The organism is Pantoea sp. AN62 (genome assembly GCF_050432985.1).
In the GTDB taxonomy this organism is placed as follows: Bacteria; Pseudomonadota; Gammaproteobacteria; order Enterobacterales; family Enterobacteriaceae; genus Pantoea; species Pantoea brenneri.
This window is the reverse complement of the sequence record NZ_JBNPYB010000010.1, coordinates 101,794-128,174: the sequence shown is the minus strand read 5'-3', so window position 1 is coordinate 128,174 and position 26,381 is coordinate 101,794. Positions and strand designations below refer to the sequence as shown.

Genomic DNA, 26,381 nt, shown 5'->3' with positions numbered 1-26,381 from the left:
TCACTATGTACGCCTGGTATCCACTGATCAAAAATCTCCACCTGTTAACGGTCATCGTCACCATTTCGATGTTTGTGCTGCGCTTTTTCTGGCTGCGCACCGGATCGGCGATGCTATCGCGGCGCTGGGTGCGCATTCTGCCGCACGCCAACGACACGCTGTTACTGTTGACCGGCATCTCATTGGTGATGATTACTCACTTCTATCCCTTCACTCCGCAAGGAAGCTGGCTGACTGAGAAGCTATTAGGGGTTATTATCTACATCGCCTTAGGATTTGTGGCATTGAGCCGCCGACCACGCACTGACCGTACCCGCTGGATCGCGTTTCTGGTGGCGTTAATCGCGCTGGTGATGGTCATTAAGCTGGCGCTGAGCAAAATGCCGTTATGGGGATAGTATGACCTCTACCGAACAATTAGATTTTAGCCAGACACCGTTATGTGAAGCGGTGATTGGCGCTACGCTTGCCATCCGCGCCGATTTTCCGGCCGTGTCGGTGGAAGCACAACTTGCGGCCCTGGTGGCCGAAGCGCGTGATTATGTCAGCCAGGCCGGCGATGCCGATCTGAAACTCGAAAAACTGCTGGAGCTGTTCTATCGCCAATGGGGATTTGGCGGCGCCAGCGGGGTATATAATCTTTCTGACGCGCTCTGGCTCGACAACGTTTTGAGAACCCGCCAGGGCACGGCCGTCTCACTGGGCGTGATCCTGCTGCACATTGCTGCCGAGCTGGAGTTGCCGCTGATGCCGGTCATCTTCCCGACTCAGCTGATCCTGCGCGCCGACTGGATTGACGGCGAGAAATGGCTGATTAATCCGTTCAATGGCGAAACGCTCGACATGCATACGCTGGAAGTGTGGCTCAAGGGCAACATCAGCCCGACCGCGCGTCTGTACGATGACGATCTTGATGAAGCCAAAACCGTCACCGTGATGCGTAAAATGCTCGACACGTTAAAAGCGGCGTTGATGGAAGAGAAGAAGATGGAACTGGCGCTGAACGTCAGCCAGGTGCTGTTGCGAATCGATCCTGACGATCCGTACGAAATCCGCGATCGCGGTTTGATCTATGCGCAGCTGGAGTGCGAACATATCGCGCTGAATGATCTCACTTATTTCGTTGAGCAGTGTCCTGAGGACCCGGTCAGCGAGATGATCAAAGTTCAGATTCACGCAATCGAACAAAAACAGGTCACGCTGCACTAAGCGTACCCACTGAAAAGGAAAGGGCATGACACAGAAAGTCGTGAGTATTGGTGACATCAAGGTAGCAAACGATCTGCCGTTTGTACTGTTCGGCGGGATGAACGTGCTGGAGTCGCGCGACCTGGCGATGCGCATCTGCGAACATTACGTCAGAGTGACCGACAAGCTCGGTATCCCTTACGTGTTTAAAGCGTCGTTTGATAAAGCTAACCGTTCATCTATTCACTCCTATCGCGGTCCGGGCCTGGAAGAGGGCATGAAGATTTTCCAGGAGCTGAAGCAGGCTTTCGGCGTGAAAATTATCACTGACGTGCACGAAGCGACACAGGCGCAGCCGGTGGCGGATGTGGTTGACGTCATCCAGCTGCCAGCCTTCCTGGCTCGTCAGACCGACCTGGTGGAAGCGATGGCGAAAACCGGCGCGGTGATCAACGTCAAGAAGCCACAGTTCGTCAGTCCTGGCCAGATGGGCAACATCGTTGATAAGTTCGCTGAAGGCGGCAACGAGCAGGTGATCCTGTGCGACCGTGGCAGCAACTTCGGTTATGACAACCTGGTGGTCGACATGCTCGGCTTTAACGTGATGAAGAAGGTCACCCACAACAGCCCGGTGATTTTTGACGTCACCCATGCGCTGCAAACCCGCGATCCGTTTGGCGCGGCTTCTGGCGGTCGTCGTGCGCAGGTGGGCGAACTGGCACGTGCCGGTATGGCAGTGGGCATTGCGGGCCTGTTCATTGAAGCGCATCCGGACCCGGATCACGCGCTGTGTGATGGTCCTTCGGCGCTGCCGCTCGACAAGCTGGAGCCGTTCCTGGTGCAGATGAAGGCGATTGACGATCTGGTTAAAAGCTTCCCTGAGCTGGATACCAGCAAGTAATTCTGCTGCAGCAAGGCAAAAAAAAAAGAGCGAGAAATCGCTCTTTTTTTTCGTCTGCAGGCGGCGGGCCTTACAGCATAATGGTGACCAGATAACCGGCAAACAATGCCAGATGTGCCGCACCGTTCAGCACATTGGTGCGGCCGGTAGAGAAGGAGAGCTGACACAGGATCAGCGACGCCATCATAATCACCATCTGCGGCGGCTCAAGGCCAAAGATCAGCTCCTGACCAGTCAGGGTAGCGATCAGGGTCACGGCCGGTACGGTTAACGAAATCGTCGCCAGCACCGAACCGAAGAACAGGTTCATCGCGCGCTGCACCTGGTTCATCAGCACCGCTTTAATTGCCCCCAATCCTTCCGGCGACAGGATCAGCAGCGCCACCAGGAAGCCGGTGAACTGTACCGGTGCATTCAATTCGGTCAACAAGCTTTCCAGCGTGTTGGCATTCATTTTGGTCACCGCAATCACCGCCACCAGATGCACAATCAACCAGACGGTGTGCCAGACGCTGCTGTGTGCCGAGGGCTTACCGTGATGGGGATCGCCATCATCGCTCTCATCCTCATGCTCATAGACAAACAGGCTCTGGTGGGTTTTGGTCTGGATCAGCAGGAAAACGCCATACATGGCGGCTGAAATCGCGGCAATCAACAGCGCCTGCGCGGTAGAAAAGTTGCCGCCGGGCAGGGCGTTAGGAAACACCAGCACCAGAATCGCCAGCGGAAAGATGGCGATCAGATATTGCTTCACGCCTGCCAGATTAACGTACTGCGTGGCGAACTTATTGCCGCCGAGCAGCAGGGCGAAACCGACCAGCCCGCCAGTGACAATCATCACAATCGAGTAGAGCGTGTCACGCATCAGGCCGGGCGCGGCATCGCCGGTGGCCATCAGCGCCGAGATCAGGCTCACTTCAAGGATCACTACCGATAAACTCAGTATCAGCGATCCGTAGGGCTCGCCCAGCCGGTGTGCCAGCACATCGGCATGGCGCACCACGCTGAACGCGCTGCTAAGAATGGCAATCAGCGCCAGTATGTTGATACCGACGACGATCGGAAACGAGGTTTGTGCGCCAAAAAAATAGAGTACACCCAGCGTAACGATGGGAAATATCAGCGAGAATTCCTTGTGACGTGTTTTTTCATGTGAAGGCATTCACCATCCTCTCTGGTTAATGATCATAAGGGCAGCGGCGCTGCTGTTAAAATATAATCAGTTTTAGGGCAGCGCGCAGTTTATCTTTTCAACCGCCTGAGCGGGAAAAATTTACTGCTTTTTACTTAAGTACTATAAAATATCGGAAGCCGGTTAACCGGGTGTTATCCAGAATATTGCATTAATAATCAGGTAATAAAGAATCGTTAATCCCCGATGACTTCGCTGTTTAGAACGATAAAATGGTTGGATTAAATGAATTTACAGGGTGATTATAAGGATTTTTGTCTAAACTGAGCATAAATCGTTATTTGTATTTTTGCTGTCCTGAGCCAGACTTATTATGACCCTGTAAACCGAGGAGGAAGTATGCCTTACGATAGCCGAGCCGATTTACCTGACAACGTTAAACACGTACTCCCGGCGCACGCGCAGGATATTTACCAGCAGGCGTTTAACAGTGCCTGGTCGCAGTATAAAGAGGCCGAAGATCGCCGCGGCGATGATTCCCGCGAAGAGGTGGCACATAAAGTGGCCTGGGCGGCGGTGAAAAAAGAGTATGAAAAAGGCGATGACGATAAGTGGCATCCTAAGCGCTAATCTATTTGCGTAGACTGCTTTCATCAAAGGGCCAGAAATATCCGGCCCTTTTTTCTGCCTCTGCTATCAGGTTTATCTGGTTTTTTTTATCCTGCGACCCGCCTCACGCTTGAAACCCCACCAGTAAATGGATTAATGTCAATTTTGTGAACGAAACGCGAAGCCGTTTTGGTGATCGTTACAGAGGAGCCATCTGGACAGGACGCCGTGAAAGTCGAGGAGGTCGCATTGCTTACCCGGGAATTTCTTTTAAAAGCGGATTGTAAAACGTCGTTCGGTGATATCGAAGAGACGCTGCTCTGGAGTTGCGAGCAGCGCGCGGCGTCGCTGGCTGCTACGCTGGCCTGCCGTCCCGATCACAGCCCGGTATGGATCTTTGGTTACGGCTCTCTGATGTGGAACCCGATCTTTGAAGCGGATGAGGTAGCGTCCGGCTCGCTGGAAGGCTGGCATCGCGCTTTCTGTCTGCGGCTGATTGCCGGACGGGGTACCGCCACCCATCCTGGCCGGATGCTGGCGCTGAAACAAGGCGGCCGGACCAGCGGTCTGGCTTTTCGTCTGCCCGAGGCGCGGCTGCATGAAGAGCTGGCACTGCTGTGGAAACGCGAGATGATTACCGGCTGCTATCTGCCGACCTGGTGTGAACTGCAACTGGATGATGGTCGCAGCGTAACGGCGCTGACTTTTATCATGGACCCGCGTCATCCGCTGTATGAGTCAGATTCCTGCCCGGAAGCGATCGCCCCGCTGATTGCCGCCGCCAGCGGCCCGCTTGGCTCGAATGCCCAGTATCTTTTTTCACTCGAAGAGGAGCTGACTAAACGCGGCATGGAAGAGGAGAGCCTGAGCCGGCTGGCGCATCAGGTGCGGACTTTACAGCAGAGTCACTGCCTGAAGCAGGCCTGAACTCTCTCAGGAACAACAACCCTCACCACCGCCCGGCGGTGAGGTCAGCCAGTCGGGCGGCACAGTCGGAGACTGCTCCAGCCCGTTACCTCGCCAGTCAGTTATCCGGATTAATCAGCCAGGTGCCAGGTTTGTCAATCGTCAACGATTGCGCGTGCGTCACGCTGCCGTTGTGGACTTCAATACGATACTGTCCGGCCGCCAGATTCAGTGCAGCGAAACCGCTGCTGCCCGGTTTGACCTCCAGCGGCTGTCCATTGAGCACCACATTCTCACCGCTTTCCAGCTTGAGATAGACCGTTGCCAGCATGGCTGGCGCAGCCGCCACTGGGGTTGTCGGAGCGGGCGCGCTGGCCGCTACCGGTGATTGCGTCACCTGCTCCGGCGCGGCGCTGTGACGATTCGCCAGCCATACCGCAGCAACCACCGCCAGCAGAGCCACGGCGGCGGCACCGATCAGTCCCGGCGACAGCCGACGCACGGTACGCGGTGTAACCGGCTCGGCGGCGGCGGCACCGTGATTCACCGCCATCACGATTGGAGCCGCTGCGTCGACCGGCTCCTCTTCCACTGCGGCGACACTCTCGCCCGGCACCGGAAAACTATTCACCACCGCTTCAACATCGCTCACCGGCAGGTCGATTAACGCAGCAAACGCATCAATCGATTGCGGACGATCGCCGGGTTTCATCGCCAGCGCGCGGTCAATCGCATGCAGCAGCGGCAGGGAATAGCCTGCCGGCTGACGCTCGGCCAGCGGCTGGTAATTATCTTCAATGCAGCGCACCACGCTGACCGGCGGCGGGTTGCCGGTGATCAGGCTATGCAGCACGGCACCCAGGGCGTAGATATCGGTCCACGGACCCTGTTCGACCTCACCCTCTTCGCTGTACTGCTCAATCGGCGCAAAGCCCGGCTTGAGCATGATTTCGGTTTCATCGGAGAGATTGCCGATCTCCTTACGCGCAGAGCCGAAATCCAGCAGCACCGGCAGCTGGTTTTCCTGAATCTGAATATTATCCAGCGAGATATCGCGATGCAGATAACCGGCCTGATGAATGGTACTGATGGCTCCCAGCAGCGGCGGCAGCAGACGACGGATCCAGGCTTCGGAAATCGACTCCGGGCTGGTGATCTGCCACTCTTTCAGCGTCATGCCGCTGTAGTAGAGCGTACCCATATAGGCGGTGCCGTTCTGCTCCCAGAAGCGCAGCACGTGCAGCAGGCCCGGATGGTTAAAGCGGGCCAGCAGCCGCGCTTCCTGAATAAAACTATTCAGGCCGGCGTTAAACAGTTTCTGGAAGCGTTCGCCACGCAGTTCCAGCGTCAAGTCCGCCGCGCGTACCGCCAGCGAAACCGGCATGTACTCTTTGATGGCGATAGTGCGTTCCAGCTGGTGATCCCATGCGCGATAGACAATGCCGAAACCGCCACCGCCAATCACTTCCTTGATCTCAAACTCGTTGAAGCGGTATCCGTCCGGCAGGGCATTCGGAACCGTTTTCTGATTATCATTTGCCGACATAGTGAACTCTCTGAACACGGCCTGCTCGCCAGGCTGCGCGGTAATTAATTGATGTTACGCCAGGCACCAATGGCAGGATCAACCAGATCCGCGTGCAGGGTGTCGATGAGTAACACATTCACTTTTTGCTGTGGCATGAAATGCGGCGCCCATTGGCCGCGCAAAGTATCAACTCGCGATTTCACAGCGTCAGCATCCTGCTGCGCAGCATTCTTATCCATCTTAATCAACAGGGTTCCATTAAAACGCCAGACGTGTTGCTGGCTATCGAACGGCAGAACCAGCCAGCTATCGGCGGTATCAGCGCGGGTCACAATCATGCGCTGATTGTTCGCCGCAATGACTTCCAGTTTGCTGTCCGGGATGGTCAGGTTAGCGATCGGATAGCCCTGATAAAAGGTCACCGCCACCGGCGTCGGATGATCCGGTGTCGCCAGCGTCAGTTCACTTTTGCCTTCGGCCCAGCCGTCGGGTGAGCACTGCTGCTTGCTGACGTCCGGGATAAACATCGTCCGGGCATTCTCATCCCAGGCAGTACGAAAATGGCAGCCGCTCGGCAGATCAAAGTGCTGCAGCGGTGTGCTGTTGGCCGGGCGCGACAGATCCAGCGGCGCGGCGTTACTTTCGCTGGCGCTGGCCGTGGCGTCCGCCATCACAATCGGCCGCCAGTTCTGTAGCTTGCTGGCGCTGCCGCTGGCTAGTACGCCGCCGTCTTTGTCGGTCATCTGCCACGGCATGACATCCAGCAAACCACACTGGTTGGCGAGCAGGGTACCGACGCGCGGTAAAAAGGTGGTCAGCACCGCCGAATCCTTACTTTTTCCGGAGACAATGCGCAGCGGCAACGTCTCTTTGCACCAGTCGTCGGGCGCTTTGCTCACCACGTTATCGATGTAGACCTCCAGCGCCAGGCTGGGGGAATAGACCACACGATAATTTTCGGCCTGGGCGTAAAAGGCTATCAGTAAGGTGGCGATGCCGGGCAACCACAGTTTCATAAGGATCCTTGGAATCAAAAACGAGGCGGAAGAAAGCGCGCCGAATCAGCCAGTGAATAGAGCAATGTCGCTTCTTCCGGCTCACCAATCCAGACCGCCAGTGCGCTGAGATTATCTTTTTTCACGTTGCGGCTCACTGCCTGTTCCATCAGTGCCAGCCACTCTTCGCAGGCGTTCACCATGCGCAGCGCCTGCTCCATTTCACCGGTGGTCAGGTTGAGCCAGAATCCATCGGTACAGACCAGAAACGCGTCGCCATCTTCCAGCGCAATCTGGTGCGAAAAACTGACTGCACGCGGCGGTTCAGCGCCGAGCGCATTATAGAGTAAATTACTGTTAATGCCGGTATTTTCATAGCCCGCTTCTTTCAACTGCTGGGCCAGGCTGTGGTCGCGGGTGACCTCATGCAGCACCCCGCGCCGGAAGTGATAAACCCGGCTATCACCTGCGTGGGCCCACCATGCACGCTGTTTTTGACGGTCAATAAACAGCGCCGCAAGGGTGGTACTCATCCGTGCAAATTTCGGATTCTTTCCCTGTGCCTCATGCAGCGCAAAACGGCACTGTTCGATCGCCTGACGGGTAAAGTCGGGCGTAAAGTGTTCACAGTTCTCCAGCTGGCTCAGCAGACTGTCACGCACCAGCTGCGCCGCCATCTCGCCACCTGGCAGACCGGCGACGCCGTCACAGACCACGAAACAGGCCCGGCGATCGTCCAGCGCGGCACCGGTGCGGTCCTGATTATCATCGCGCAGGCCTTGCTGGCAGCGGCTGGCAAAAACGATTTTCATGCTTCATCTACCCGCGTCTGGGAATCTTTGTACTGATTAACCTCCATGTCATAGGCATGCAGGAACGCTTCGCCAAACAGGGTATGGAAATCATCTTCAATTTCGCCGGCGGTGCGCTGATAGTTGCGGGTAAAGTAATCCCACAGCGCCGCCTTTTTGGTGCTGGAGAACGGCAGCTTCGGCAGCACGCCGTCGGCGCGTGCCTGCTCTTCCAGTCGCGCCGGATTAAACGACTGCAGCATCGCTGCAATGATGGCGCGGATACCGGCAATCATCCCCAGCTGATGCGCCTGCAGATCAACCAGCGCATCGCGTACCGCCTGCTCAGGTGGCATAAAGCCGGGCATCTGGCTCTGATACATCTGCATCAGCACGGTTTTACCGGACGGCAGGATCTTAAAAGGGTTGTTGGCCTCATTCAGGATCATCGTCATGTCCGCTTTCACGCCGCGCTTGAGGATGGAGCGCGACGACAATAGCGCCACCGTACCCTGCGAAAACAGGCTAAGCATCCGACCGGTGATGCGCATCTGCTCTTCATCAATCGGCGTTGCGTGGCCGTTGCTCAGCCCCATCCCGTCCAGCAGCGCGGCGATCAGCTTGTCCTGATCCTGCGGCTGGGACGACAGGGCGCGGCGCGGCTCGTCCGCCTGAGGCTCAATCGCCAGCCGCGCATCATTATGGCGTTCGTGGCGCACCGGAGACGCATCGTTTACCAGCAGGCGGTCTTCAACCTCGTGCTCGTGGTGTTCATGAATGCCTAACGGATTGGCAGGCTGATCGCTGTTGCCGGCAAACAGCGCGAGGGGATCGTTCTGGTCGCTCTGACAGGCGGGATCGCGCACTTCCAGCGCATAATCGCCGATACGCAACGCGTCACCATGCTTTAGCAACACCTGCATGCCGCGACCGAGCGCGATGCCGTTATGCTCAACCGGCGTCACGCTGCCCTGATTGGTCAGGCGGCATTCGCCGTCATGCGACAGATGAACCAGCGCCTGCAGGCGCGAAATCGCGCGCGACTCATCTGGCAGCACCAGATCGTTATCCTGACTACGGCCAATGGTGCCGCCAGGCGGTTGAAACGCAACGGTTTTAACCGGAACATCCGTAGTGCATTGCACAATGGTAAATTGCATGAGTTATCCCAGATTGAACGGCAAACGCAACCGGCCTTACTCAAACATCGGTGGGTAAAGGCCATTACGTCCCGGCTGTGCACCTGCCGCCGGGTTAAACAGTAACGAAAACAGTTGTGCCGTGAGGTTGCCGCTGTGCTTGTGGGTGGCATGGGCAAAACCATCACTGCGGTTACTCCACCAGTAGCTCATATGCTGCTGGGGATCGAAGCGTTCAGCCACTTCACGCCAGCTCAGCGTGCAGGGCAAATCCTGATAACCGATCACCTCCATGATTTCGGAAGGCTGTCGGGCCGGCACCAGCAGCGGCGGCAGCGTCTGAATCTGCTGCTCCAGTTGCGCGCCGTTGAGCGGCGTCTGTACTGCCCGCAGCAGCGTCGCACCGAGATCCTGAAACCAGTCGCCTGAAATGGTCAACTGAGCCGGATGCCACTGGCTGAGCGGAAAACTGTGCAGCGCCAGCAGCGGCCAGGCACGGCCGACGCGGTCACAGGAGGGCAGTAAACAGCCCATCTGCACCTGCTGTCGGGTTGGGGTAATCGGCAGGACAAAATTCCATACCGGTGCGCGTAAAAAGTTCGCGGTTACCGCATCATCCTGCTGATGCCAGTGCATCAAACCCTGCTGGAACCAGTGATTCCAGGGGGTGATCTGTTGCTCGCTCAGCCGGTGATGCAGAAAGTCGCCGGTTGACGGCAGCTTGCCATACCAGCCGGGGGCAGTATAAGCAGCCATGTACACCTCACCATTACTCGCTATGCAGGGTCAATCGTTGTGCAGAGCGGGAGGGCGTCACCGCCAGCATAGGGCCGGACTGCCCTGCAATTTTCAGATTTTCCGCAAGCTTACGCATCATCAGCGCATTATCACGAGCATAGGGCGATGACTGAATTTGCTGATCCAGCAGCTGGCTCAGGTGCCAGTCGAGCTGCTGAAGATCGCGGGTGCTGACCGAGTCGGGCAGCGAGCGCTGCAGGTTTTGCAGCAGCCAGGCACGCAGAAATTCGCCATCGTAATTACGCGGTTGATACAGCATCTGATAGGCGCGCAGGGCATTGCGGCTGTACGCGTTATCATCGCCCGGGTCATTGCGCAGAATATTGGTGATCTGCTGGGCGACGCGCGGCAGCAGTAAAGACTTAAGCGCATTTTGATAAAGCGCCCAGGCCGCATCGCTGACCTGCGTCCCGCGATATAAGCCCACCCGCATAGTAAGCGGCGGATTATCGAGAGAAAAACGATCGGACAGCGGCAATTTCACCAGGCTATTGAGAAAGGGTAGCAGATCAAAAATATTATCAGCAGGCTGATGAATCACCTGCTGACTCTGCTCACGAATAGCCGGTACCCGCGCTTCAACCTGATGCAGATAGTGCTGATTCTGGTAATAACTGAGGCCCCACAGGCTTGACATAATCAGCAGGCCGCCAGCCAGCACGCCGTAACCGATCCAGTGAAACAGCTGATTGCGGTATTCCCAGCGCCGGTTGCTGCCGGCCAGGCCGCTCTCTTTAAAGATCAGATCGTTGAGCAGGTCGCGAATAAAAAAGCTCTGACCTTTGTTACCCGGAATCGGGCTGTTGCGGTTAACGCTGTCCCACGCGGCGATCGAATGATCACCGGCCTGGCGCAGCTGCAGTTTACGGCTCAGCTCGCCCATCACCCGGTCAAAAGGCAGACCTTCCTGGGTGCCGCTGGTGAAGAACAGGCCGCGCGGACTCCAGGCAACCGCATCCTGATGGTCAGAGAAGACGATATCGAGGTATTCATTCAGCAGCGGACGCAGCGAGGCAAACTCCTGCGGGAACAGGAAACATTCGGCGCGCTCATTAAGATCGCGCTCCTGAGTCATCTGGTCAGCCAGCTTCTGCTGTAACTCCAGCTCCAGCCGCTGAAACTGCTGGCCGAAATGGCGATGCCAGTCGCCTTTATGTGGCTTACCGAGGTCCCAGTTAAAGGTAAAGCCCCAGATAGCATCACGCTTCGCTTTGTCGACCGAGCCGAAATAGCTCATAAAACCTTTCAGCAAGTCGGTTTTGGTCACCATGACATAGACCGGAAAATGGATGCCGGTCTGCTGGTGCAGTTCCGCCATACGCTCACGCAGCGCGCTGGCCTGCGCAAACCGCGCCTCGGCGGAGTCACTCAGCAGATCGGCGATGCTAATGGTCATGATCACGCCGTTAATCGGCTGGCGGGTGCGGTAGCGTTTAAGCAGGTTGATGAAGCTGTGCCATTCAGCGGCGTCGCGCGCGCGCTGGCTCTCCTGCAGCGCGTAGCGGCCGGCGGTATCAATCAGCACCGCGCTGTCGGTGAACCACCAGTCGCAGTTGCGGGTGCCGCCCACGCCGCGAATCGCATTTTTGCCCAGCGTATCGGTCAGGGGAAAATTCAGTCCGGCATTCAACAGCGCCGTGGTTTTACCGGCTCCCGGCGCGCCCATCACCAGATACCACGGCAGCTGATAAAGGTAATTGGAATTAAAGCGCGACAGCAGACCACCGGAATGGCGGCGACCAAACTGGGTGCGCCTGAGCTGCATCGCCGCATCGCTGAAGCGCTGGTTGAGCAGTTCTTCGGTCACCTGACGTTCGGCGGGATCGTCGCTGCCTGCGGCCTGTAGCTGATTCAGTAACCGGCTATTAAACCAGGCACGATAGAGCGACGGCATCAGCTGGAACAGGACCCATAAAAAATAGAAGGCGCTGACGGTGAGCTGGCGCGGCAGGATCGGCTCCAGCGGTCGCGATTCGCCCCACGTCCAGAGCGGACCGAGCATCCACACCAGACAGCTCAGCGCCGTAACGCCGATAAAACTCCATAACAATCGATGTGTCAGAAGCAGTCGAAGGGAAGCGCGCATTATTATTGTGCTCCTTGATGATTACTGAGCGTTTCGGGCGCGGCAAACAGGGTGATTTCAACGCGGCGGTTGCGGGTACGGTTTTCGCTACTGTCGTTCGGCAGCAGCGGGTCGCTGTCACCGCGGCCTTCAGAACGTACGGTATGGCCGTCGGCCAGCTGGACCTGCAACAACTGCGTCACCGCGCGGGCGCGGGCGAACGAGAATTCGTAGCTGGAGGCGAACCGGCTGTTATCAACCGGGTGATCGTCGGTAAACACCGACACCAGAATCGTGCCTTTGACATTTTTCATGGCGGTCGAGACGCGAGCCAGCAGGGCGCGCCCCACCGGGTTGATGACCGTGCCCTGTTCGGCGAACAGCTTATCCGCCGGGATAATAACTTTGCTGCCGAAGGCACCGTCACTGACTTCAAGCTGGCCTGCGGCAATCACATCATTCAGCCGCTGTCGCAGGTCGAGCAGCGCCTGAGGAGAAGAGGGACGACGACCGGCGGTTATCTGCGGCAGCGGCGTCTGATAGATAGCGCGCAGCAGCGGCTCGGCCGCATTGCCCAGCCGCCAGTTCAGGCCGCTGTAAATCAGGCAGCCGATCAGCGCCACCAGCATCGCGCAGGCCCACAGCGGGACCATCGGCCGCGCCAGGGTGCTGACCAGCGGATGCACTTCCACCAGCGGCGGTTGTGGCGTCTGACGCTGAGCACGCGTCTCTTCAATCAGCTTTTTCAGTCGTTTACGGATACCGTCGCACTGGGCGCGGCCCTGTTCACTGCCGCGATAACGGCCTTCATAGCCGAGCAGCAGACAGTAATGCACCACCTCCAGTAACCAGAGGTGCTGTTGCGGGCTCTGTGAAATACGTGACAGCAACTGAAAGAATTTTTCACCGCCCCAGCTTTCATTGTGAAAGGTCACCAGCATACCGTTGCCAGACCAGACGCCGCGCGTGCCCCAGGGCGTTTGCGCCGCCGCTTCATCCAGCGCGCTACAGACGCAGTAACGCGCGCCGATAATCATCTCAAACGGCAGGCCGGCCTGTTTACAACGCTGTTCGAACTGGCGGATCTCATCAATAAGCGACTGGCGTAAGCCCGCGGGGTCGTCATGGGTGGCTGACTGACGAATTTGCACCACCGCGTTCAGCAGTGGCGCTGCAGCCTGAAGTAATAGATTCTCATTGCCTGAGGGGGTGACCTCACGCGCAGGGGATTCCACAGTCATTAATTCGTGATCTTCCAGCCAATGGCAAATCCCTGAACCCGCAGCCCAGGACGGTGCTGCGGGCAATATGCGCCGGATTTCATGTTTAGTCTAAGATCCAGGTCGCGGTATCGTTAGTGCGGCACGCTTTACTGGCACCGCCAACGGCGACACAGACCTGTTTCGTCTTGCGAGGACGGGGGCGATCGCTCTGGACAGTGGCGTCATAGCGGCTGCTTTCCACACCCGCTTTTAGCGGAACGTAACCAATCATCGGGCCGTCAGCCTGATCGGCAATCGCCAGCCAGTGATTTTCCACATTGCCTAATACTTCAAACGGTTTACCCGTTTCGAGATAGCGAACCACTTTGCCGCCGTAATCGGGCGTCGTCATCACTGACGCGCCATACAACGCTCGCCAGGTCTGATTGACCGGTTCGAATTCGGTCGGCGCCGCAACGGCATGCCGATGAACCAGCTTGACGCCGTTGATTTCGCTGGTCACCAGCGTGTCATCAGTGACGGGCGGCGGCGGGGCCTTACAGCCTGCCAGGGTAAGGACCGCCAGCAGTGTTAACGCAAGACTCTTTTTCACCATGTTCCTCGTGATCTCATCAAAGTATCTGCATATTACCTGGCCCAACGCAGGAGGGCGCCGACAAGGGCGCCGCAGCAGGCCAAAGTTCTGACATTCAAAAAAAGGTCAGATTACATCAGGATAGTACTGCGTTCAGTCTACCTAAGACTTTTGAGAATTCAAACCATTGCACCGGCTGCCGATGCGTGATAGCAGGCGCTTTTCTAGCAAGCCAGGGCGCGGGAAAAGCGCCATGCTTTACGATAGTTAAAGCTAACTGAATTATCGCGACGGCAAACTGGTTGAGAACGTTGTCGCGCATTCTGCCACGCAAAGGATTCAATGGGAAACTATTAAGTTTTTCTAATCACTCATTGTCAGAAATTTTTATCCATTTGCCTTAAGAAACTCATCAAAATCGGAATTTCCGGGCGCGCCGGCCACGCTTTTTACTGTCAAAACGGCACGGCTTTTGCTTAATAATGGTTTTACGCCGATGAGAGGTGAACCATGAGGGACGCCCTGAGCTGGTTGCAGGCATCACGGGAAAGCGATATTGCCAGCCTGCAACGGCTACTGCAGACCGGACAACTACTAACGGCGGTCAGTGAGCTGGTCCACCAACTGCAGCGGGAGCGCGGTGCCAGCAATATCTGGATCTGTTCCCACGGCCGGCTGTTCAGCGCTGAGCGGGTCGCCCGCCAGCAGGAGGTCAGCGCCTGCCTGCAGCAGGTTTATCAGGCGCTACCGCCAGCGGTGGCGCAACCGGGCTACAGCCGCTTCTGTCACCTGATCGCCGCCGCATTACAGGCGCTGAGTGAACTGCCCACACTGCGACAGCAGATCGCGGAGGGGACGCTTAACCAGCCAGCGGCGATGGCAGCGTTTAACCAGGTGATACGCACCTTACTCAACCTGGTATTTGAAGCTGCTGACACCGCCAGCCATCCCGATATCTCCCGCGCCCTGATTGCGCTGTTCAGCTTTATGCAGGGCAAAGAGCTGGCCGGACAGGAGCGCGCCATTGGTTCCGCTGGCTTTGCGGCCGGGCAGTTCAGCACCGATCAGCGCAGCCAGATGGTCGCGCTGATTGCGGCCCAGGAGCAGAGTTTCACCACCTTTCACCAGTTTGCCGATGACCAGGCGCGTGCCCGATGGCAGCCGCTGGCGCAGGCCAGCCGGGATATCGAGCGGTTGCGGCGCATTGCCTGCACCGGCGGCAGCGGCGAAGCGTCCGGCGCGCTGCACTGGTTTTCACTGCTTTCCGCACGGCTCGATCAGATGAAACAGGTCGAAGACGGTCTCTCCGCCACGCTGATGCTGCGTTGCCGGACCGCGATTGAACTGGCCGAACAGCAGGCGGCGCTGCCATTGACCCCGGTGCAGGGAGAGAGCAGTTTTGCGCTCTATGTTTCGGGTGCCGACTGGCTGCCCGGCGCGGCCACGCTGGACAGCGACGGCCTGGCGCCGCAGCTTGGGCGCTCAGTACTGTCGCTGATTGGTGAACAGTCGCAGCGCTTGCAGCAACAAGCCGATGAACTGGCCGCCATGCGCGCTTCACTGGATGAGCGCCGGATCATTGAACAGGCCAAGCACTGGCTGATGCAGCAGCACGGTTTCAGCGAGCAGGCGGCCTGGCAGGCACTGCGTAAAAGCGCCATGAACCAGAACAAACGGGTACTGGAGATCGCGCAGGCGGTGCTGGCCGTCGCCGCGACCCTCAACACTTAACCCGAAAGCGTTAGCTGCACAACGCTTGTGCGCAGCCTGCGTCAGAGAAGTGCAAAAACGGTTGCTTTTTCACCCGGAGCAGGGCGAAAACCCGGCGTTAAAGCGGTCAGTAATTCTGGCACGCTGCTTGCTTGATAGTACAGACAGTGCGCATTGTTCCCGCCAACGGCGGTGGGGCCAGTGCTTTGGATAAAGGCGTCCATCCGCATGCTTCGGCATGTCGGAGGACGCCTTTTTTTATTCCTGTTCAGGGGCAATATGATGAGCAAAACGCCATTTTCCCTTTCACGACGTCAGTTACTGCTGTCCGGTGCCGCGCTGGGCGGGGCCTGGGTTGTTCCGGGATTACGCAATGCCGTATGGGCGGCGGGATCGGATGCGCCTGAGAAAAACACCGTGCGGGTCGGCTTTATTCCGCTCACCGACTGCGCACCCGTGGTGATGGCGTCAGTTAAAGGATTTGATAAAAAATATGGCCTGACGCTACAGGTCAGTAAAGAGGCGAGCTGGGCGGCGGTACGCGACAAACTGACCTCTGGCGAGCTGGATGCCGCGCACGTGTTGTACGGCATGATCTACGCCCTGCAACTCGGGGTGGCCGGTCCGCAGCACGACATGGCTAATCTGATGACGCTCAACCATAACGGCCAGGCGATCACTCTGTCGAACCAGCTAAAAGCCAGCGGCGTGACAGATGCGGCCAGCCTGAAAAAGGCGGTCGACAGCCAGGCCAAAGGCCACTTCACCTTCGCCCACACTTTTCCCACCAGCACCCACGCCATGTGGCTCTATTACTGGCTGGCCAATGCCGGCATCAACCCATTTGAGGAGGTACGCACCGTGGTTGTGCCGCCGCCGCAGATGGTGATGAACATGAAGATAGGCAACATGAGCGGCTTCTGCGTCGGCGAGCCGTGGAACCAGCGCGCCATCAGCGACAACATCGGCTTTACCGCCGCCACCAGCCAGCAGATCTGGCCTGAGCATCCGGAAAAAATCCTCGGCACCCGCGCGCAGTGGGTCAACGAGAATCCCAATACCGCACGCGCACTCACGGCTGCGGTACTGGAAGCCGCCCGCTGGATTGATGCCTCTGACGATAACCGTCGCGAAACGGCCCAGGTGTTAGCCGGGCGCGCCTGGATCAATACCAAAGTTGAGACGCTACAAGGGCGGATGCTGGGTCAGTACCAGAACGGGCTGGGTCAGTCGTGGCAGGACACGCATCCGATGCGCTTCTTCGGTGACGGCAAGGTCAGTTTCCCGTGGCTCTCTGACGGCATGTGGTTCCTGACCCAGATGAAACGCTGGGGTCTGCTGACCGACGATCCTGATTACCTGGCGGTAGCACGCCAGATTAACCGCATCGACATCTATAAACAGGCCGCCAGTGCGGTCGGCCAGATCGCACTGCCCGCCACGGAGATGCGCAGCAGTACCCTCATCGACGGCAAAGTCTGGGACGGCAGCGATCCTGCCGCCTATGCCGCCAGTTTCGCCATCAAACATTAAGAGAGGATGCCATGAAAACTGACGCGCGCGCCCTGGCGCAGCCGGTACAGACCGACAGCAGTGCTACCGTTATCCCGCTGCAGATTACCCCGAAAGCCGCCGCCAGACCGGCTCGCCTGCGTCCGCTGATCCAGCGGGCTATCCCGGCAGCCGGCGGGATGCTGTTGCTGCTGCTGGTGTGGCAACTTGCCGCGCTGTCGGAGCCGTCTTTTCCGACGCCGTACGCCACCTGGCAGGCGGCGCAGGTGCTGTTTGCCGATCCGTTCTATAGCAACGGTCCCAACGATCAGGGCATCGGCTGGAACGTGCTGGCGTCGCTGCAACGGGTCGCTGTCGGCTTCGGCCTGGCGGCCCTGGTCGGCATTCCGGCCGGTTTTCTGCTCGGCCGCTTTCTGTTTATGGCACGGATGTTCAATCCAATTATCGCCTTGCTGCGCCCGGTTAGTCCGCTGGCCTGGCTGCCGATTGGTCTGCTGCTGTTTCAGCGTGCCGAGCCTGCTGCCAGCTGGACCATTTTCATCTGCTCAATCTGGCCAATGATCATCAACACCGCTGAAGGGGTACAACGCATTCCACAGGATTACCTCAATGTGGCGCGGGTGCTGCAGCTCTCCGAGTGGACGGTAATGCGCCGCATCCTGCTGCCGGCGGTGCTGCCCGCCGTGCTGACCGGGGTTCGCCTGTCGATTGGCATTGCGTGGCTGGTGATTGTCGCTGCCGAAATGCTGACCGGCGGACTGGGTATCGGCTTCTGGATCTGGAACGAGTGGAACAACCTCAATGTGGAAAACATTCTGATCGCCATCCTGATTATCGGCGTTGTCGGCCTGTTGCTGGAGCAGGGCTTGATGCTGCTGGTCCGTCGTTTTAGCTGGGATAAATAAGGAGTTCACCATGTCACACATTATTCGCGTTCAGCAGGTCAGCCAGCGCTTCAATACCGCCAGCGGTGAATTTCTGGCGCTGGATAACGTCAGCTTTGATATTCACCAGGGCGAAACCCTGAGTCTGATCGGCCATTCCGGCTGCGGCAAATCAACCCTGCTGAACCTGATTGCCGGATTAAGCCGGCCCAGCAGCGGCGTATTGCTGTGCGATAACCGCGAGATCGCCGGGCCGGGGCCAGAGCGGGCGGTGGTGTTCCAGAACCATTCGCTGCTGCCCTGGCTGACGGCGTTTCAGAACGTTGAACTGGCGGTGCAGCAGGTGTTTAAAGGCCGGCTCAGTAAAGCGGAAATGCGTGACTGGATTGAGCACAACCTGAATCGCGTGCAGATGAGCCATGCGATGCACAAGCGGCCGGGTGAGATTTCCGGCGGCATGAAGCAGCGCGTCGGCATCGCACGGGCGCTGGCGATGAAGCCGCGGGTGCTGCTGCTGGATGAGCCGTTTGGCGCGCTGGACGCTCTGACCCGCGCGCATCTGCAGGACAGTGTGATGCGCATTCAGCAGGAGCTGAACACCACCATCGTGCTGATCACCCATGACGTCGATGAGGCGGTGTTGTTGTCAGATCGGGTACTGATGATGACCAACGGCCCGGCGGCGCGGGTCGGTGAGATTCTGCCGGTCGATCTGCCGCGTCCGCGCTCACGCGTCGCGCTGGCCGACGATCCACGCTATCACCAGCTACGTCAGCAGGTGCTGCACTTTCTGTATGAAAAACAGACTACGGCGGCGTGAGGATCACATCATGACGCAACGGCTGCTGGTGATAGGGAATGGAATGGCGGCGATGCAGCTGGTCGAAAGCCTGCTGCAACGCGCGCCGCAGCGCTACGCCATCACGGTGATCGGTCGCGAACCGTACGGCAACTATAACCGCGTGCTGTTATCACCGGTGCTGGCTGGCGAGATGCGCTTCAGCGAGACCCTGCTTCATGCCACCTCATGGTATCAGCAGCACGGCGTGACGCTGCTGGCCGGTGAAACGGTGCAGCAGGTCGATCTGGCGGCCCGCACGGTGCTGACCGACCAGCGCCAGCTGGGCTGGGACCGGCTGGTTTTCGCCACCGGATCGCAGCCGCGTCTGCCGGCCATTGCGGGCATCGATCGGCCGCACGTCAGCGGTTTTCGCAGCATCAATGATGTTGAACGGCTGCTGGCGGGCCACGGCCCGGTGGCGGTGCTGGGGGGCGGTTTCCTCGGCATTGAGGCGGCGGCGGCACTGCGGGCGCAGGGCCGTGAGGTGACGCTGATTCACCACAAAGGCTGGTTACTCGATCGCCAGCTGGATGCCAGAGCGGGTGAACTGCTGCTGACGGCGCTGCGCGGGCGTGGCATCCACTGTTTGCTGAACAGTGGCCTGCAGGCGATCACCGCAACCGGCGTCACACTGGCGGATGGCGCTGATTACGCCGCCGCGCAGGTGGTGATCGCCATCGGCGTGGAGCCAGCCGTGGCCGTGGCGCGGGCGGCGGGGCTGCCGTGTCAGCGCGGTATTCTGGTCGATCGCCAGCTACGCAGCGCGGTGCCCGATGTCTATGCCGTCGGCGAGTGCTGTGAAATCGAGGGGGAGACCTTTGGCCTGGTGGCGCCCTGTCTGGCGCAGGCGCAGGTGCTGGCAGCGCAGCTGGCCGGTTCGCCACAGGCCGATTACCGTACCCAGCCTGGCGGCACGCGGCTGAAAGTCAGCGGCATTTCACTGTTCAGCGCCGGGGATATCAGTGAAGCGCCATCGGTCAGCAGTTTTGATCCGCTCTCCGGCGACTATCGTCGTCTCTTTCTGCGACAGGGACGCCTCAACGGCGTGCTGCTGTTTGGTGACAGCCAGCAGGGGGCCGCACTGCTCGGCCGCCTGCAGCGTGCTGAACCCGTCACGCTCGCCACCCTGTTCGATCCCGATCAACCTGAAACGCAGCCGCAGGCTGCAGAGAGTCTTCTGATGAGCAAACCGCTATTAGCCGTGATCGGTCACGGCATGGTCAGCCACTATTTTCTTGAGCAACTGGTCGCCCGTGAACTGCATCAGCACTATCACATTGTGGTGTATGGCGAAGAGTCTCAGCCAGCCTATGACCGGGTGCATCTGTCGGACTATTTCAACGGCAAACAGGCGGCCGATCTCTCGCTGGTGGGCGCGGATTTCTTTGCGCAGCACGGCATTGAGCTGCGCACGGGCTGCCAGGTGGTGTCGGTTGATCGGGCGCAGCGTAGCCTGACTGACAGTGCGGGTAACCAGCTGGCGTGGGATCGGCTGGTGCTGGCGACCGGATCACGCGCCTTTGTGCCGCCGATTCCCGGCCACGATGCGGCACGCTGTTTCGTCTACCGCACGCTCGACGATCTCGATGCGATTGCCGCCTGCGCCCGTCACAGTCAGCGCGGCGTGGTGATTGGCGGTGGGTTGCTGGGTCTGGAGGCGGCCAATGCGCTGCGGCAACTCGGGCTGGAAACCCATGTGGTGGAGTTTGCGCCGCGCCTGATGGCGGTGCAGCTCGATGAGGGCGGCGCGTCAATGCTGCGTCAGAAGATCGAGTCGCTTGGTGTGACGGTACACACCTCAAAACAGACTCAGCAGATTGAGACTCAGGCCGACGGCAGCGTGCTGCTGCACTTTGCCGATGGCAGCAGCCTGCACAGCGATCTGGTGCTGTTCTCCGCCGGCATCCGGCCACGTGATGAGCTGGCGCGTGAGGCCGGGCTGACGCTCGGTCCGCGCGGCGGTATCGAGATTAACGATCGCTGTCAGACCAGCGATGAAGCGATCTACGCCGTCGGCGAATGCGCGCTGTGGAACGGTCAGATTTTTGGGCTGGTGGCGCCCGGCTATCAGATGGCGCGGGTACTGGCGGGCCATCTGGCGGCGGAACCCACTGCGTTCAGCGGTGCGGATATGAGCACAAAGCTCAAACTGCTGGGGGTCGAGGTCGCGTCGTTTGGTGATGCGCAGGGTCGCACCATCGGCAGCCAGAGTTATCACTGGACGGACGGTCCAAAAGGCATTTACAAGAAAATCGTGGTCTCCGGCGACGGCAGCCGATTGCTGGGCGGCGTGCTGGTGGGGGACAGCAGCGATTACGCCACACTGCTGCAGATGATGCTGAATGCGCTGCCGCTGCCGGCCGCGCCCGAGAGTCTGATTCTGCCGCTGCTGGCGGGCGCACCGGCCAGGGCAGCGGGCGTGGCCGCGCTACCTGACAGTGCCCAGCTCTGCTCCTGTCATAACGTCAGCAAAGGCGAACTCTGCGCAGCGGTGAAAAGCGGTTGCAGTGAGATGAGCAGCATTAAAAGCTGTACCAAAGCGGCCACCGGCTGCGGCGGCTGTGCGGCACTGGTGAAACAGGTGATGGAATACCAGTTGTCTAACCTCGGCGTGGTGGTGAAGAAGGATATCTGCGAGCACTTCGCCTGGTCGCGGCAGGAGCTTTATCACCTGATCCGGGTGGAGGCGATCAAAACCTTTGACGATCTGCTGGCGGCGCACGGCAAAGGCCACGGCTGTGAAGTGTGTAAACCGCTGGTGGCCTCGCTGCTGGCTTCCTGCTGGAACGACTATCTGCTGCAACCGGCACATCTGCCGCTGCAGGACACCAACGATCGCTACTTTGCCAATATCCAGAAAGATGGCACCTATTCAGTGGTGCCGCGCGTTCCGGCGGGTGAGATCACTCCGCAAGGTCTGATTGCCATTGGCGAAGTGGCGGCGCGCTACGATCTCTATACCAAAATTACCGGCGGACAGCGCATCGATCTGTTCGGTGCGCGGCTCGATCAACTGCCAGCTATCTGGCAGACGTTACTGGACGCTGGCTTCGAAACCGGCCACGCCTACGGCAAATCGCTGCGCACCGTGAAGTCCTGTGTCGGATCAACCTGGTGCCGCTATGGCGTGCAGGACTCTACCGCGTTCGCTATCGCGCTGGAGCATCGCTACAAGGGCCTGCGCGCCCCGCACAAGATCAAGATGGCGGTTTCCGGCTGTACCCGTGAATGTGCTGAAGCGCAGAGCAAAGATATCGGGGTGATCGCCACTGACAAGGGCTGGAATCTCTATGTCTGCGGCAATGGCGGTATGAAGCCGCGTCACGCCGATCTGTTCGCCAGCGACCTCGACGACGCTACGCTGCTGCGGTATGTCGATCGTCTGTTGATGTTTTATATCCGTACCGCCGACCGGCTGCAGCGCACCAGCGTCTGGCTGGATAACCTGGAGGGCGGCCTCGACTATCTGCGTCAGGTGGTGATTGACGATAGCCTCGGGCTGGCGGCAACGCTGGAGCAGGAGATGCAGCAGGTGGTCGAGGCGTACCAGTGCGAATGGCAGACCACGCTGGCGGATGCGTCACGCCTGGCGCTGTTCACTCCGACGATCAACAGCGATCAGCCGGATGAGAGCCTGCACTACAGCCGGGTGCGCGGCCAGCGCCAGCCGGACACGGCCACGTCCCGCCCGTTGCTGCACCTGCCGGCCGAGCGATGGAGCGCAGTCTGTGCACTCGACGCGGTGCCACAGCAGGCCGGCATCGGGGCGCGGCTCGGCAGTGAGCGTATCGCGCTGTTCCGCTTTGGTGAGACGCTTTATGCGCTGGAGGATCGCGAGCCAGGCAGCGAAGCCAGCGTGTTGTCGCGCGGTATTCTCGGTGATGTCGGCGGCGAGCCGGTGGTGATTTCGCCGCTTTACAAGCAGCGGGTGCGGCTGCGGGACGGTCAGAGTCTGGATAACCCGCAGCACCAGTTACGCTGCTGGCCGGTGAAGCTGGAAGCGGGGCAGATCTGGCTGGCGAATCGTCCGGCGAATCAACTGGCGCAGGCATCATGAATACCACCTGTCCCTATTGCGGCGTCGGCTGTGGCGTCTGCGTGACGCCGCAGGACAATCATCGGGCGCAGGTGGCGGGCGATCCGCTGCATCCGGCCAACGCCGGGCGGTTGTGCGTTAAGGGAACAGCGTTAGGCGAGACGCTGACGCCAGAGGGACGGTTGCTGAAGGCGCAGGTTAATGGCCAGCCGGTGACGCTTGACGCGGCGCTGGATGCGGCGGCGGCAGGATTACGCGCGGTGATTGAGCGTGACGGCCCGCAGGCAGTGGCGTTTTACGGTTCCGGCCAGTTACTGACCGAGGATTACTACGTCGCCAATAAGCTGATGAAGGGTTATATCGGCACCGCCAATATCGATACCAACTCGCGGCTCTGTATGGCCTCAGCGGTGATCGGCTATAAGCGTGCGTTCGGTACGGATGCGGTGCCCTGTTGTTATGAGGATCTGGATCAGACCGATCTGGTGGTGCTGGTCGGTTCCAACGCGGCCTGGGCACATCCGGTGATCTGGCAGCGGCTGGCGCAGGCGAAGCAGCAGCGTCCTGAAATGCGGATGGTGGTCATCGATCCGCGGCGTACCGCCAGTTGCGACCTGGCCGATCTGCATCTGCCGCTGCGTCCTGGCAGCGATACACTGCTGTTTTCCGGCCTGCTGCGCTGGCTGGCAAAGCAGGGCGGCATCGATCAGACGATGCTGCCGCACCTGAGCGGCGTGGCGGAAACGCTGGCGGCGGCAGAGCCGTGGCAGGTTGCGCACGTCGCCGCACAGTGCGATCTGACGCCGCAGCAGGTGACCGACTTTTACCGGTTGTTCAGCCAGACCGGGCGGGTAGTGACGCTGTGGTGCATGGGGATTAATCAGTCGCTCACCGGCAGTGATAACAATCAGGCGATCCTCAATGTGCATCTGTTAAGCGGCAGGATCGGGCGGCCGGGCTGCGGTCCGTTTTCGCTGACCGGACAGCCAAATGCGATGGGAGGACGTGAAGTGGGCGGGCTGGCTAATCAGCTGGCGGCGCATATGGGGTTTGATCCGGCTGACTGCGATCGGGTGCAGCGTTTCTGGCGCAGCCCGACTATCGCCCGTCAGCCCGGCCTGACGGTGGTGGATCTGTTTCAGGCTATCGCCACCGGCGAAGTTAAAGCGGTCTGGATTATGGGTACTAATCCGGCTGTCTCTATGCCGGAGGGCAATCGGGTGGCGCAGGCGCTGGCGGCCTGTCCGCTGGTGATTGTGTCGGACGTGATGGCGCAAACCGATACCAGCGCGTTTGCTGACATTCTGCTGCCGGCCCAGGGCTGGGGCGAGAAAAATGGCACGGTGACCAATTCAGAGCGGCGGATTTCGCGTCAGCGCGCCTTTGCCGCCGCGCCCGGCGATGCCCGTCCCGACTGGTGGCTGCTGGCCCAGGTGGCCCGACGTTTAGGCTTTGAAGGATTTAACTGGCAGCATCCGGCAGCGATTTTCCGTGAACATGCGGCGCTATCGGGCTTTGAGAACGGCGGTCAGCGGGCGTTTGATATCAGCGCGCTGGCGCAGTTAAGTGATGTTGACTGGGATGCGCTGCATCCGGTTCAGTGGCCGGTCAACGCTGAACATCCTGCTGGCTGTGCCCGATTGTTTAGCGATCGCCGGTTTTATCATCCAGATGGCAAAGCCCGGCTATGGGTACCGGCGACGCCCGTGCTAACGCCACGCGAGGTGGCTTATCCGTTGCTGATGAATACCGGTCGGGTGCGCGATCAGTGGCATACCATGACCCGCACCGGGCTGGTGCCACGGCTGATGCAGCACTGTGACGAGCCGTTTGTGGCGCTTCATCCGGCCGATGCGGCCCGCTATGGGCTGACGGCGGGGGCGCTGGCCCGTGTGCAGTCGCTGTCTGGCTGGATCAGCGCGCGGGTGACGCTGGATAGCGGGCTGCGACGCGGAGAGCTGTTTATGCCGATGCACTGGAACCGGCAGTTCAGTCAGCAGAGCCATGTCGATATGTTAATCGCCGCGCGAGGCTGTCCGTTTTCGCGCCAGCCGGCGCTGAAGCAGACGCCGGTGCGGATTATGCCGTTGCCGGTGAGCTGGCAGGGCTGGTTATGGCAGCCGACGCTGGCATCACCTGTGGGGTTGCGTTACTGGGCGCGGTCACCGTATGCCGGGGTGCAGCGTTATGTGGTTGCTGGCGAGGGCGCGCCACAAGCGTGGCTGGCGGCGCATTACGATCTTAGCGGGTGCCAGTTGCAGGTCGCTGACGGCAGCGGCAGTGATTACCGGGTGCTGGCATGGCGAGACGGCGTGCTGCAGCTGGCATTGTATGCCGGGGCTGGCTTGCCAGCAGTCGACCACGATTTCGTCGCTGCCGCGTTTCAGGCTGCGCCGTCGGATGCGTTTCGGCGGCATCGGCTGCTGGCGGGCCAGGCCGCCCAGGGTCAGGCGGCGGGGCGGATTATCTGCAGTTGCATGGCGGTCGGTGAGTCGGCCATTTTGCAGGCGGTGGCGCAGGGGTGTGATACGACTCAGGCGCTGGGCGAGAAGCTTAAATGCGGCACGCAGTGTGGTTCCTGTATTCCGGAACTGAAGCAGCTGTTGCGTTCCCAATCGATTACGGAGGCGTCATGACGCTGTTAATTGAATCGCTGGATAAATTGCTGTCGCCGCAGGGCAGTGTTCCGCAGCAGGGCGCGGTGTGGTTAGTGGGTGCCGGGCCGGGCGACGTTGATCTGCTGACGGTGAAAGCGTTGCGTTTACTGCAGCGTGCCGAGGTAGTGGTGTATGACCGGCTGGTGAGTGAAGCGGTGATGGCGGAAGTGCCGGAGAGCGCGTTGTGCATTGATGTGGGTAAGCGACCTGGGCAGCACGGTCTTAAGCAGGCGCAGATCAATCAGTTGCTGGTGGATCTGGCGCGCAGTGGCCGCCAGGTGATCCGTTTGAAAGGCGGCGACCCGTTTATTTTTGGTCGCGGCGGCGAGGAGATGGTGAGTCTGCAGCTGGCCGGGATTCGATGTGAGGTGGTGCCGGGGATTACCGCCGCGGTGGGCTGCGCGGCGGCCAGTGGCATTCCGTTGACCCACCGTGATTGCGCGCAGTCGTTACGGCTGATCACCGGGCACGGGCGCAGCGGGGAGCCGCAGCTGGATGCGGCTGCGCTGGCGGCGGACAATCAGACGCTGGTGTTTTATATGGGGTTGAGCTGGAGTGCCTCGATCAGCAGGCAGTTGCAGGATCACGGGCGTGATGCGTCGACGCCGGTAGCGATCATTGAGAACGGTACCCGGTCGGATCAGCGGGTGTTGATTACCTCGCTGGGCGGACTGGCGCAGACGGTGGATCAGGAGAAGCCGGTTTCGCCGTCGTTGTTGCTGGTCGGTGAGGTGGTGCGTTATTACCGGGCGGATTTACAGGCCGATGCGAGGGCGCGCGTTGCGGTGTGTTGAGATGGCGAGTGCGGTGGTGCGCCCGGTGCGAAGGTCAGCAAGGACCTGCCCGATCGCACGGGGGACCCGCGTCCCTGCGGACCGGGCTCGCCATCCGT

General features: G+C 59.5%; 21 protein-coding genes. 12 read left to right on the top strand and 9 right to left on the bottom strand.

Annotated features, from left to right (window positions below; all coding sequences use genetic code 11):
* Positions 1 to 5 precede the first annotated feature (5 nt).
* Genes FHW04_RS13370 through kdsA form a run of 3 tightly spaced genes read left to right on the top strand, consistent with a single transcriptional unit; the run spans position 6 to position 2,089 of the window.
* Positions 6 to 398, top strand: coding sequence for a SirB2 family protein (locus FHW04_RS13370; RefSeq protein WP_031377318.1), 393 nt, complete (start codon positions 6 to 8; stop codon positions 396 to 398).
* Between the two features lies 1 nt (position 399).
* Positions 400 to 1,209: an invasion regulator SirB1 gene (sirB1, locus tag FHW04_RS13365; protein ID WP_031377317.1), complete on the top strand. Its 810-nt coding sequence runs from the start codon at positions 400 to 402 to the stop codon at positions 1,207 to 1,209.
* A gap of 25 nt (positions 1,210 to 1,234) precedes the next feature.
* Positions 1,235 to 2,089 (top strand): 3-deoxy-8-phosphooctulonate synthase, encoded by an 855-nt coding sequence (gene kdsA, locus FHW04_RS13360; protein WP_089561228.1) that lies wholly within the window; start codon positions 1,235 to 1,237, stop codon positions 2,087 to 2,089.
* A gap of 70 nt (positions 2,090 to 2,159) precedes the next feature.
* Here kdsA and chaA read toward each other — a convergent pair whose 3' ends face one another.
* On the bottom strand, positions 2,160 to 3,251 hold the full coding sequence (gene chaA / locus FHW04_RS13355) for a sodium-potassium/proton antiporter ChaA (RefSeq protein ID WP_031377315.1): 1,092 nt from the start codon (positions 3,249 to 3,251) through the stop codon (positions 2,160 to 2,162).
* 369 nt (positions 3,252 to 3,620) lie between these two features.
* On the opposite strand from chaA, the gene chaB reads away from it, so the two are divergent.
* The gene (gene chaB / locus FHW04_RS13350; protein ID WP_031377314.1) at positions 3,621 to 3,851 is read left to right on the top strand and encodes a putative cation transport regulator ChaB; all 231 of its coding nucleotides are present in this window, start codon (positions 3,621 to 3,623) and stop codon (positions 3,849 to 3,851) included.
* Between the two features lie 228 nt (positions 3,852 to 4,079).
* Positions 4,080 to 4,757 (top strand): gamma-glutamylcyclotransferase, encoded by a 678-nt coding sequence (locus tag FHW04_RS13345; protein WP_031377313.1) that lies wholly within the window; start codon positions 4,080 to 4,082, stop codon positions 4,755 to 4,757.
* A 97-nt stretch (positions 4,758 to 4,854) separates the two neighbouring features.
* Here the strand turns inward: FHW04_RS13345 and FHW04_RS13340 are convergent, their stop codons facing one another.
* From FHW04_RS13340 to FHW04_RS13305, 8 genes are all read right to left on the bottom strand, one after another.
* Positions 4,855 to 6,282 (bottom strand): serine/threonine protein kinase, encoded by a 1,428-nt coding sequence (locus FHW04_RS13340; RefSeq protein ID WP_046288374.1) that lies wholly within the window; start codon positions 6,280 to 6,282, stop codon positions 4,855 to 4,857.
* Positions 6,283 to 6,326: 44 nt separating this feature from the next.
* Positions 6,327 to 7,280 (bottom strand): hypothetical protein, encoded by a 954-nt coding sequence (locus FHW04_RS13335; protein WP_031377510.1) that lies wholly within the window; start codon positions 7,278 to 7,280, stop codon positions 6,327 to 6,329.
* Between the two features lie 14 nt (positions 7,281 to 7,294).
* Complete coding sequence (locus FHW04_RS13330) at positions 7,295 to 8,071, bottom strand: PP2C family protein-serine/threonine phosphatase (protein ID WP_031377509.1); 777 nt, start codon at positions 8,069 to 8,071, stop codon at positions 7,295 to 7,297.
* On the bottom strand, positions 8,068 to 9,210 hold the full coding sequence (gene tagH / locus FHW04_RS13325; RefSeq protein ID WP_031377508.1) for a type VI secretion system-associated FHA domain protein TagH: 1,143 nt from the start codon (positions 9,208 to 9,210) through the stop codon (positions 8,068 to 8,070). The genes FHW04_RS13330 and tagH overlap by 4 nt, the downstream gene beginning before the upstream one ends.
* Positions 9,211 to 9,246: 36 nt before the next feature.
* On the bottom strand, positions 9,247 to 9,945 hold the full coding sequence (gene tagF / locus FHW04_RS13320; RefSeq protein ID WP_031377507.1) for a type VI secretion system-associated protein TagF: 699 nt from the start codon (positions 9,943 to 9,945) through the stop codon (positions 9,247 to 9,249).
* 13 nt (positions 9,946 to 9,958) lie between these two features.
* Positions 9,959 to 12,073 (bottom strand): type VI secretion system membrane subunit TssM, encoded by a 2,115-nt coding sequence (gene tssM, locus FHW04_RS13315; protein ID WP_089561229.1) that lies wholly within the window; start codon positions 12,071 to 12,073, stop codon positions 9,959 to 9,961.
* Positions 12,074 to 12,075: 2 nt separating this feature from the next.
* Complete coding sequence (gene icmH / locus FHW04_RS13310) at positions 12,076 to 13,293, bottom strand: type IVB secretion system protein IcmH/DotU (protein WP_031377505.1); 1,218 nt, start codon at positions 13,291 to 13,293, stop codon at positions 12,076 to 12,078.
* An 85-nt stretch (positions 13,294 to 13,378) separates the two neighbouring features.
* On the bottom strand, positions 13,379 to 13,870 hold the full coding sequence (locus FHW04_RS13305) for a hypothetical protein (RefSeq protein ID WP_031377504.1): 492 nt from the start codon (positions 13,868 to 13,870) through the stop codon (positions 13,379 to 13,381).
* A gap of 489 nt (positions 13,871 to 14,359) precedes the next feature.
* Between FHW04_RS13305 and FHW04_RS13300 the strand changes: the two genes are divergently transcribed.
* From FHW04_RS13300 to cobA, 7 genes are all read left to right on the top strand, one after another.
* Positions 14,360 to 15,580 (top strand): nitrate regulatory protein, encoded by a 1,221-nt coding sequence (locus FHW04_RS13300; protein ID WP_089561230.1) that lies wholly within the window; start codon positions 14,360 to 14,362, stop codon positions 15,578 to 15,580.
* 261 nt (positions 15,581 to 15,841) lie between these two features.
* Positions 15,842 to 17,092 carry a CmpA/NrtA family ABC transporter substrate-binding protein gene (locus tag FHW04_RS13295; RefSeq protein ID WP_089561231.1) on the top strand — a complete coding sequence of 417 codons (1,251 nt, stop codon included), beginning with the start codon at positions 15,842 to 15,844 and terminating at the stop codon, positions 17,090 to 17,092.
* 11 nt (positions 17,093 to 17,103) lie between these two features.
* Positions 17,104 to 17,976 (top strand): nitrate ABC transporter permease, encoded by an 873-nt coding sequence (gene ntrB, locus FHW04_RS13290; RefSeq protein ID WP_031377501.1) that lies wholly within the window; start codon positions 17,104 to 17,106, stop codon positions 17,974 to 17,976.
* 10 nt (positions 17,977 to 17,986) lie between these two features.
* Positions 17,987 to 18,775, top strand: a complete 789-nt coding sequence (locus FHW04_RS13285) for an ABC transporter ATP-binding protein (RefSeq protein WP_031377500.1) — start codon at positions 17,987 to 17,989, stop codon at positions 18,773 to 18,775.
* A 10-nt stretch (positions 18,776 to 18,785) separates the two neighbouring features.
* The gene (nirB, locus tag FHW04_RS13280; RefSeq protein ID WP_089561232.1) at positions 18,786 to 22,853 is read left to right on the top strand and encodes a nitrite reductase large subunit NirB; all 4,068 of its coding nucleotides are present in this window, start codon (positions 18,786 to 18,788) and stop codon (positions 22,851 to 22,853) included.
* On the top strand, positions 22,850 to 25,468 hold the full coding sequence (locus FHW04_RS13275; RefSeq protein ID WP_094106260.1) for a nitrate reductase: 2,619 nt from the start codon (positions 22,850 to 22,852) through the stop codon (positions 25,466 to 25,468). Before nirB ends, FHW04_RS13275 begins: the two co-directional genes overlap by 4 nt.
* On the top strand, positions 25,465 to 26,283 hold the full coding sequence (gene cobA / locus FHW04_RS13270) for a uroporphyrinogen-III C-methyltransferase (protein ID WP_094106259.1): 819 nt from the start codon (positions 25,465 to 25,467) through the stop codon (positions 26,281 to 26,283). Before FHW04_RS13275 ends, cobA begins: the two co-directional genes overlap by 4 nt.
* Positions 26,284 to 26,381 lie beyond the last annotated feature (98 nt).

Excerpts from the sequence above, each read along its gene's own strand:
- ntrB (WP_031377501.1), top strand. The coding sequence starts at position 17,104 with ATGAAAACTGACGCGCGCGCCCTGGCGCAGCCGGTACAGACCGACAGC.
- FHW04_RS13300 (WP_089561230.1), top strand. The coding sequence starts at position 14,360 with ATGAGGGACGCCCTGAGCTGGTTGCAGGCATCACGGGAAAGCGATATT.
- icmH (WP_031377505.1), bottom strand. The coding sequence starts at position 13,293 with ATGACTGTGGAATCCCCTGCGCGTGAGGTCACCCCCTCAGGCAATGAG.
- tagH (WP_031377508.1), bottom strand. The coding sequence starts at position 9,210 with ATGCAATTTACCATTGTGCAATGCACTACGGATGTTCCGGTTAAAACC.
- FHW04_RS13340 (WP_046288374.1), bottom strand. The coding sequence starts at position 6,282 with ATGTCGGCAAATGATAATCAGAAAACGGTTCCGAATGCCCTGCCGGAC.
- tssM (WP_089561229.1), bottom strand. The coding sequence starts at position 12,073 with ATGCGCGCTTCCCTTCGACTGCTTCTGACACATCGATTGTTATGGAGT.
- chaA (WP_031377315.1), bottom strand. The coding sequence starts at position 3,251 with ATGCCTTCACATGAAAAAACACGTCACAAGGAATTCTCGCTGATATTT.
- cobA (WP_094106259.1), top strand. The coding sequence starts at position 25,465 with ATGACGCTGTTAATTGAATCGCTGGATAAATTGCTGTCGCCGCAGGGC.
- kdsA (WP_089561228.1), top strand. The coding sequence starts at position 1,235 with ATGACACAGAAAGTCGTGAGTATTGGTGACATCAAGGTAGCAAACGAT.
- nirB (WP_089561232.1), top strand. The coding sequence starts at position 18,786 with ATGACGCAACGGCTGCTGGTGATAGGGAATGGAATGGCGGCGATGCAG.
- FHW04_RS13370 (WP_031377318.1), top strand. The coding sequence starts at position 6 with ATGTACGCCTGGTATCCACTGATCAAAAATCTCCACCTGTTAACGGTC.
- FHW04_RS13295 (WP_089561231.1), top strand. The coding sequence starts at position 15,842 with ATGAGCAAAACGCCATTTTCCCTTTCACGACGTCAGTTACTGCTGTCC.
- FHW04_RS13305 (WP_031377504.1), bottom strand. The coding sequence starts at position 13,870 with ATGGTGAAAAAGAGTCTTGCGTTAACACTGCTGGCGGTCCTTACCCTG.
- tagF (WP_031377507.1), bottom strand. The coding sequence starts at position 9,945 with ATGGCTGCTTATACTGCCCCCGGCTGGTATGGCAAGCTGCCGTCAACC.
- sirB1 (WP_031377317.1), top strand. The coding sequence starts at position 400 with ATGACCTCTACCGAACAATTAGATTTTAGCCAGACACCGTTATGTGAA.
- FHW04_RS13285 (WP_031377500.1), top strand. The coding sequence starts at position 17,987 with ATGTCACACATTATTCGCGTTCAGCAGGTCAGCCAGCGCTTCAATACC.
- FHW04_RS13275 (WP_094106260.1), top strand. The coding sequence starts at position 22,850 with ATGAATACCACCTGTCCCTATTGCGGCGTCGGCTGTGGCGTCTGCGTG.
- chaB (WP_031377314.1), top strand. The coding sequence starts at position 3,621 with ATGCCTTACGATAGCCGAGCCGATTTACCTGACAACGTTAAACACGTA.
- FHW04_RS13335 (WP_031377510.1), bottom strand. The coding sequence starts at position 7,280 with ATGAAACTGTGGTTGCCCGGCATCGCCACCTTACTGATAGCCTTTTAC.
- FHW04_RS13330 (WP_031377509.1), bottom strand. The coding sequence starts at position 8,071 with ATGAAAATCGTTTTTGCCAGCCGCTGCCAGCAAGGCCTGCGCGATGAT.